Genomic DNA, 7090 nt, shown 5'->3' with positions numbered 1-7090 from the left:
CGGCACGGTCGCGGGCGGGCAGGCGCCGGACGGGGCCGCCGTGGACGTCCACCGCCCACAGCCCACCCGCCAGCGTGAAGGCGGCCAGTCCGCCGCCCGCGTCCGTGGCGTACGCGTCGATCCCCTGCGACGGGCCGGTCAGTGCGCGGGGGTCGGCGAGCAGGCGTTCCGCCCCCGAACCCGGGTCCAGTGCCCACAGGCAGGTCGCCGGGTCGTCCCCCGTGCGGCCGCGCAGGAAGACGACCGTCCCGCCGCCGCCGACGACCGTGAAACTCCCGGGGGCGCCTCGCGTGAACCGCCGCGTACGGAAGAGCCGGTCGGGCAGGGAGGTCATGGGCGAAACCCTGCCACGGCGCCTGCCACGGCGTCGATCCGACAGCCTGGACTGGACAGCTCAAACTGGACAGTTCAGGCTGAAGGATCTACCGTGGGCGCCATGAACGAGACCAACACGGATGTCTCCGAGTCGGCCGTCCGTGCGGCGCACGAGGTCCGGTCGGTCTTCAGCCGCCTGCGCCGGAGACTGAAGGAGTCCTGGGACAACGAAGGGCTCACGCCGTCGCAGACGTCGGCGCTCAGCCGGCTGAACAAGGAGGGTCCCGCGTCGGCGAGCGCCCTGGCCGCCGCCGAACGGGTCCGCCCGCAGTCGATGGCCGCGACACTCGCGGCGCTGGAGGAGCGCGGCCTGATCCAGCGCCGCCCGGACCCCGGCGACGGACGCCGCCAGCTCGTCTCGCCCACCGACAGCGGACACGCGTACCTGGCCGACAAGCGGCGCGCGGGCGAGGAATGGCTGGCCAGGGCCCTGCAGGACCGCTGCACCGAGCAGGAGCGCGCGACCATCCTCGATGCGATGGCGCTCATCGACCGGCTCGCGCGTTGATGAGCACCGGAGTCACCGGACGCCCCGACACCGGCTCACCGGAGACGTTCGACCGCCGGCTGCTCGCCCCGATGATCCTCGGTTCGATTCTGAACCCGATCAACTCCTCGATCATCGCGGTCGCACTGGTCCCGATCGGCATCGCGCTCGGCGCACCGCCGGCGCAGACGGCGTGGCTGGTCTCCGCGCTCTACCTGGCCACGTCGATCGGCCAGCCCGTGGTGGGCCGCCTGATCGACCTGTACGGCCCGCGCCTGCTGTTCCTGGTCGGCACCTCCCTCACGGGGATCGCCGGACTGGTCGGCGTCCTGGCGCCCGATCTGGGCGTGCTGGTCGTCGCACGGGTCCTGCTCGGGTTCGGGACGTGCTCCGGCTATCCGGCCGCGATGTCGCTCATCAGGAGCGAGGCCGAGCGGACCGGCCGCGACAGCCCGGCCGGGGTCCTGACCGCGCTCGCCGTGTCCGGTCAGACCATCGCCGTCATCGGCCCCTCTCTGGGCGGCCTGCTGATCGGCCTGGGCGGATGGCGCACGACCTTCGCCGTCAACATCCCGCTGGCCGTGGCCGGGCTGGCCCTGGGCCTGCTGTGGCTGCCCAGGACGCCACGGCCCGAACGCGGACCGCACGACCGGCCGGGGCTGGACCTCCCGGGAATGGCGCTGTTCGCCGCGATGCTCATCTCGCTGCTGCTCTTCCTGATGCACCCGCGCGTCTCCCACTGGTACCTGCCGGTGGTGACGGTGCTCGCGGCGATCGCCTTCGCGGTCGTCGAGCTGCGGCGGTCCGAGCCGTTCGTCGACCTGCGCGTGCTCGGCGGCAACCTGCCCCTGCTGGCCACCTACGCCCGCGCGCTCCTGGCCTACGTCGTCTCCTACTCGTTCCTGTACGGCTACACGCAGTGGCTGGAGCAGGGGCGCGGCCTGTCGTCGTCCCAGGCCGGGCTCATGCAGCTGCCGCTGTTCCTGACCGGGATCCTCGTCTCGACCACCACCGGCCGCCGCAGGGAGATCCGCGGCAAACTCCTCGTCGGCGCCGCCTGCCAGCTCGCCGCCTGCGCGCTCCTGCCCGCGTTCGGCTCCCACAGCGCGATCTGGCTGCTCGTCGTGGTCGCGCTCGTCTTCGGCGTGCCCCAGGGCCTGAACAGTCTCGCCCTGCAGAACTCGGTGTACCACCAGGCGGACTCGGCGCGGATGGGCTCCTCCGCCGGGCTGCTGCGCACCTTCATGTACCTCGGCGCGATCGTGTCATCCGTCGCGACCGGCTTCTTCTTCCCGTACCGCGCCGACACGGCCGGCCTGCACCACCTGGCCTGGTTCATGCTCGTCGTCTCGGCCCTGTTCCTGGCCATCACCGCGGCCGACCGTTCGCTGCGCCGCGTCGGCCGTACGGCCCGATGACCCGCCCCGCCACGCGAGGCGTCGATGAATAACAACCCATTGGAAAGGCATCCATGACCGACACAGCCCTGCTCGTGATGGACGTTCAGCAAGGCATCATGAACCGCGTCACGGACCCGGACTACACGGCGCGTGCGGCTCGCGCGGTGGCCACGGCCCGTGACGCGGGCGTCCCCGTCCTGCATGTGGTCATCGGCTTCCGCGCCGGCCACCGGAAGGCGAACGACCGCAACAAGTCCTTCGGCGCCCTCCCGGTGGACGTCTTCACCGACGAGGACCCGGGCAGCGCCATCCACGACGCCGTCGCCCCCCGCCCGGACGAGCCGGTGATCACCAAGAAGCGCGTCAGCGCGTTCGCGGGCAGCGACCTGGAACTGGTCCTGCGCACCCACGGGATCGATCACCTCGTCCTCACCGGCGTCGCCACCAGCGGCGTGGTGCTGTCCACCCTGCGCCAGGCCGCGGACCTGGACTACCGCCTCACCGTCTTGGCCGACGCCTGCCACGACCCCGACCCGGAGATCCACCGCGTACTGACCGAGAAGGTCTTCCCCCGCCAGGCCGACGTCATCACCATCGACGAGTGGGCCAAGACCCTCGCCTGACCGGCGTTTCCGCCGGGGAGACGGATCCGGCCCCTGCCCGGATCCGTCTCCCCGCCCCCTCACGGACGGATCGCTAACGCTCCCGGGAGAACCAGGTCTTTCCCTCCGCGGCGATCCCTTCCAGTACGTGCAGTGTGTGATGAAGGCCGGAGGCGTCCAGCGTCACCTCGGACACCTCCGCGGTGGTCTCGCCCTCCGGAGGTTCCTCCATCCCCGGGCCGGTCACCTGAACACTGACCTGCTGCCCGTTCATGAGGGCGAGATCGAACGTCCGCTCATCGTCGTCGTTATGGCGCACCCGTACGGCCGCGACCGCCTCGTAGCGGTAGTTCGCCCGGTGCCGATCGTGGAACGTGCCCCGTTCGAAATCGAGCCGGACCGTGACCTCGCGCACTCCGTCGGCGGTGAGGATGAACAGGAGCAGCCGGTATCCCCGGTAGCGCCACGGGCCGCGCCGTTCCCGTGCGCGTTCGGTCGAGGGGGCGGGCGTCTCGATGAAGGCGTAGGCGACGACGTCGCTCATGGCCAGCCGGTAGTGCCGCAACGCCTCCTCCAGCAACACCTTCCGGTCGCAGTCCAGCCAGGCGGCCATCTGCGCATCGTCGGGGCGGTTCGCCAGCTTCTGCCGCCATCGCTCGAAGGCGTCCTGCTCGCGTCTCCGTCTCTGCTCCTTCTCGGCCTCATCGGCGGCGGCCCGCCGGCGCTCCAGGCTGATGTGCAACCGGCCCTGGGCGGCGACCCACCCGCCTGCCAGCATCAGGACCGTCGCGTACGCCGCGTGCGGAGGGGCGGCCGACACGGCGCCGCCGACCGCCCACACTCCCCCGGCGGAGAGCACGACGAGGCCGAGGACCGCTCTCACCCTGGTCGCCAGGGGCGTCGCCAGTTCCCATTGATGGCTCCACAGCGTGTCCTTCTCCCAGCGCGTTCTGACGTCGGCGACCCGGTGCCGGATCAGCCAGGTGATCTTCTCGGCGCCGATCCTCTGCTCGCGGTACACCTCGACGAGCTCGTCGCGCATAGTCCTGCGGAGCCCGGCCGTCTCGGCCAGCCAGATGTGGCGTTCGATGCCGTCCGGCGCGTACTTGGCGAAGTAGCGGCGAAAGTCCCGGTCCACCCTGCTCGCGAAGCCGCCGGGCGGCGCGCTGTTCCGGTGCCGTGGCGGCGTCCGGAACTCCTGGTCCTTCGCCCGACGCCGCACGGTGCGATGGCGCCATTCCACCCCGTCGTGCGCGACGAGGTAACCGGCGGGGAGGCACAGCAGGTACGCGAGGAGCGCCGGCACCCGGCTCGCCTGGGCCAGCAGGTAACCGATGTCGACCACCGTCAGGGCGAAGACGGCCGTCGCCGCCCAGCTCCACAGCCGGAGGGCGGAGGAGACCTCGGGCGGACGTGTGGGGCGCCCTCGTGGCGGTGCCGGATCCGGGTGGAAGAACTTCCAGACACGGTCCTGCCGACCACCGGCCTTCTGGTCACGGTTCGCCCGCTCCAGGGCCCGGCCCCACATCTGGTCGCGGAGCGGTCCGTCCAGGAAGAGCTGCAGATGTCGCTCGACCAGGTCGCCCTGCTCGCCTCCCAGTTCCCTGAACTCCTTCCACAGGACCTGCGGGTCCGCCTCGGGTCTCTGGACGGAATCCAGTAATCGGTCGATCGTTCTCACGCCGTCCGCCCAGGCGTCGTCCCCGGTGAGGTCGGTGAGGTTCTTCCTGTTCCGCAGCAGGTCGGTCTCTTCGCGGGACAGCTCGTTCCACGTTCTGCCGCTGACCAGGGCAAGCCTCCAGTAGAAGGAGGACCTGTTCGTTCTGTACCCGCCGTCGACGGCCTCGTTGATGAGCTTCCACGCCTTGCTCGGCACGTTGCTCTTCAGGAAACGCACGCCCAGCTCGAACTTCTCCTCGGCGGAGGCTCCCGGAGGAAGCGTGAAATGGACGCCGCCGTGGACGACTCCCGCCTGCACCCAGACGTTCGAGTCTTTGGCGACATTCGTGACGTCGCCCGGTTCCGTCACGACAGGTCCCGGGCCAGGGCGATGATGTTCTCCGCCTCCGCGGCCAGGGCGGGCACGTCGGCGATGAGCCCGCGTGCCTTCTTGAGGGCCAGCGTGAGCTTCTTGCCGCCCTGCGGTGTGTTCGTCGCCAATGCCTCGTCGGCCGCGGTGAGTTCCGCCTCCACCGCCTCATAGGTGTCCTCGTCGAGGTGGCCGTCGGACCGTGCTCGCCGCAGATGGGCGCGAAAGTCGGCGAGCGCCTCCCCCGGGTCGTCCGGCGGGATCGGCTCGGAACCCATTCGGATGCCCCCGTACACGGTTCCGGCCTGCACGCCCACACGTGCGTTCCCCTGCGCGATGTTCCGTACCGTTTCGGGCATTCCCGACCTCTCTGCTGGACCACCGGTCGGCTCGCCGGCGACGTCATCGGCCAACTCGTCGGCCAGGACCGCGGCGAAGGCCGCCGCGTTGGCGGCCGCGCGCCACAGCCACCGCTCGTGGACCGGGGGCTCGACGCGGTCCGCGCGATTGCTGATGCCGCGCACGACGGCCACCGGCAACGACCTGTTCAGGTGGCCGGCCTGCGCCACACCGGCGCCTTCCATCTCGATCGCCTTGGCGTCGTTGTAGCGCTCGTCGATCCAGCGGGCGTGCGAGGAGTCCGTGGACTTCAGGACCACCTCTCCGGCGGCGATCGGGCCGAAGTGCACCCTGGGTATCGGGTCACCCTCGGGGAGATCTCGCGGCCAGGAGCGGCCGCGGGCGATGTGCTGGGCGATCTGTTCGACGGCGTGCGAGGTCTCCCAGACACGGGGCCGGCTCTTGAACCCGGCGTCGTCGCTCTTACCGCCGTGGTACGCGTAGACGTGCGTCGCGACCACCACGTCGCCCAGGACGATGCCGGGGGCCAGGGCGCCGGCCAGGCCGACGAACAGCAGGGCGGCGGGGGCGAACTCCTGAATGGCGCGTTCGGCCAGCACCGCCGCGGACTGGTTGCCCGACCCGATCTGGGCCAGGGCCACCCGGCACCGGCCACCGGCGAGGCCGCCGACTTCGAAATGGGTGCCCTGCGCGTGCCGGTGCAGAGACGGGTCGACTAACTTCTCGCGGATGGCCTGGTACTCCAGGTCCAGCGCGGTGAGGATCACAACCGGACGGCGGCTCACTTCACGGCTCCTTCCGGCGGCGCCCAGGGGGGTCATCGGTCACGAGACCGAGAATAGCTTTTTGTCCGATTGACAGGAAGAGGCGCCGGTAAGGGAATCCGCGTTTGCCGACGAATCCTCGTGGCGTCTCAGCGGCGAGGGGCCGACCGGATGAGGATGCGGGCCGCGTCGCGGGCGTCGGCTCCGGGCGTGACGTCACCGGAGTCGATCGTGGCGACCGTGGTGGCGCCCTCGATGAGCAGGAGGAGTTGCCGGGCGAGCCGCGCGGGTTCGGCCGGTGGGGGGTCGAGTTCGGCGAGACGCTCGGCGAGCAGTTCCCGGTAGAGGTCCAGGTGCGCGCGGCCGAGAGCGGCCACCTCGGGGTCCTGGGCGCGGGTGTCGGTGACGGTGTTCACGACCACGCAGCCGCGGTAGTCGGCCTGGGCGAACCAGGTGGCGAGAAGGTCGAACACGGCCAGGACGCGCGCCTCGCCGGGAGGGGCGTCGGCGGTCTCGCGGCGAAGCCAGGCGTGCACCCGCTCGGAGCGTTCGACGAGCATCGCCGCGACGAGTCGCTGCTTGGACCCGAAGTTTCGGTAGAGGCTCAGCTTGGACGCTCCGGCCTCGACCGCGATGTCGTTGACGCCGACGGCGTGCACGCCGCGTGCGTAGAACAGCCTCGTCGCGGCGTCGAGAACACGCGCCCGCGTGGCGGCCGGATCGAGCGCCGCGCCCTTGGCGACCGGCATTGTCTCCTCCTCGTCTCGCATCGGTCCGTAGATGATACAGCCCGGTTCCAAAGATGGTCCCGATCGGTATCATCTCCCCCGTGGAGATCCGCGAGTCGCCTCCCGCCCGCCGGAGCACGCCCCCTGCCGCCGGTCCGCCCGTCCGGCGGCTGTGGTCGGCGGTGCTGCGGTTACCTCGCGTTCGGCGCGACGTTGCAGGCGTTGCCGGGCTATGTCATCGAGCGGTTCTCCGGCGGCACCGTCGCCGCGGGCTGGGCGGTCGGTATCGCGTTCGCGGCGACCGCGGCCGGCCGGCCCTGGGCCGGCCGGGGCGGGAGACGCCGG

General features: G+C 71.1%; 6 protein-coding genes and 1 pseudogene. 3 read left to right on the top strand and 4 right to left on the bottom strand.

The features are described 5' to 3' along the window. Positions 1-334 (bottom strand): annotated as a pseudogene (locus ACFFNX_RS37050) (S9 family peptidase); the annotation flags it as partial. 102 nt (positions 335-436) lie between these two features. On the opposite strand from ACFFNX_RS37050, the gene ACFFNX_RS37045 reads away from it, so the two are divergent. From ACFFNX_RS37045 to ACFFNX_RS37035, 3 genes are read left to right on the top strand one after another with little or no spacing between them, the layout of a single operon-like run. Then, positions 437-883: a MarR family winged helix-turn-helix transcriptional regulator gene (locus ACFFNX_RS37045; RefSeq protein WP_378210700.1), complete on the top strand. Its 447-nt coding sequence runs from the start codon at positions 437-439 to the stop codon at positions 881-883. After that, the gene (locus ACFFNX_RS37040) at positions 883-2280 is read left to right on the top strand and encodes an MFS transporter (RefSeq protein ID WP_378210699.1); all 1398 of its coding nucleotides are present in this window, start codon (positions 883-885) and stop codon (positions 2278-2280) included. Before ACFFNX_RS37045 ends, ACFFNX_RS37040 begins: the two co-directional genes overlap by 1 nt. 53 nt (positions 2281-2333) lie before the next feature. Then, a complete protein-coding gene (locus ACFFNX_RS37035; RefSeq protein ID WP_378210697.1) occupies positions 2334-2885 on the top strand; it encodes a cysteine hydrolase family protein in 552 nt (183 codons plus the stop codon). Between the two features lie 73 nt (positions 2886-2958). Here the strand turns inward: ACFFNX_RS37035 and ACFFNX_RS37030 are convergent, their stop codons facing one another. From ACFFNX_RS37030 to ACFFNX_RS37020, 3 genes are all read right to left on the bottom strand, one after another. Then, entirely contained in the window at positions 2959-4893 is a 1935-nt protein-coding gene (locus ACFFNX_RS37030) for a hypothetical protein (protein ID WP_378210696.1), read from the bottom strand. Further along, entirely contained in the window at positions 4890-6038 is a 1149-nt protein-coding gene (locus ACFFNX_RS37025; RefSeq protein ID WP_378210695.1) for a 5'-methylthioadenosine/S-adenosylhomocysteine nucleosidase family protein, read from the bottom strand. Before ACFFNX_RS37025 ends, ACFFNX_RS37030 begins: the two co-directional genes overlap by 4 nt. Positions 6039-6166: 128 nt before the next feature. Next, entirely contained in the window at positions 6167-6787 is a 621-nt protein-coding gene (locus tag ACFFNX_RS37020; protein WP_378210694.1) for a TetR/AcrR family transcriptional regulator, read from the bottom strand. Positions 6788-7090: the final 303 nt, after the last annotated feature.

The organism is Actinoallomurus acaciae (genome assembly GCF_042429965.1).
GTDB classification, from domain to species: Bacteria; Actinomycetota; Actinomycetes; order Streptosporangiales; family Streptosporangiaceae; genus Actinoallomurus; species Actinoallomurus acaciae.
The sequence above is the reverse complement of the archived record's forward strand: the minus strand, read 5'-3'. Positions and strand labels throughout refer to the sequence as shown.

Bases quoted from the DNA above. Each gene is read 5' to 3' on its own strand.
- ACFFNX_RS37035 (WP_378210697.1), top strand. From the start codon at position 2,334: ATGACCGACACAGCCCTGCTCGTGATGGACGTTCAGCAAGGCATCATG.
- ACFFNX_RS37045 (WP_378210700.1), top strand. From the start codon at position 437: ATGAACGAGACCAACACGGATGTCTCCGAGTCGGCCGTCCGTGCGGCG.
- ACFFNX_RS37020 (WP_378210694.1), bottom strand. From the start codon at position 6,787: ATGCGAGACGAGGAGGAGACAATGCCGGTCGCCAAGGGCGCGGCGCTC.
- ACFFNX_RS37040 (WP_378210699.1), top strand. From the start codon at position 883: ATGAGCACCGGAGTCACCGGACGCCCCGACACCGGCTCACCGGAGACG.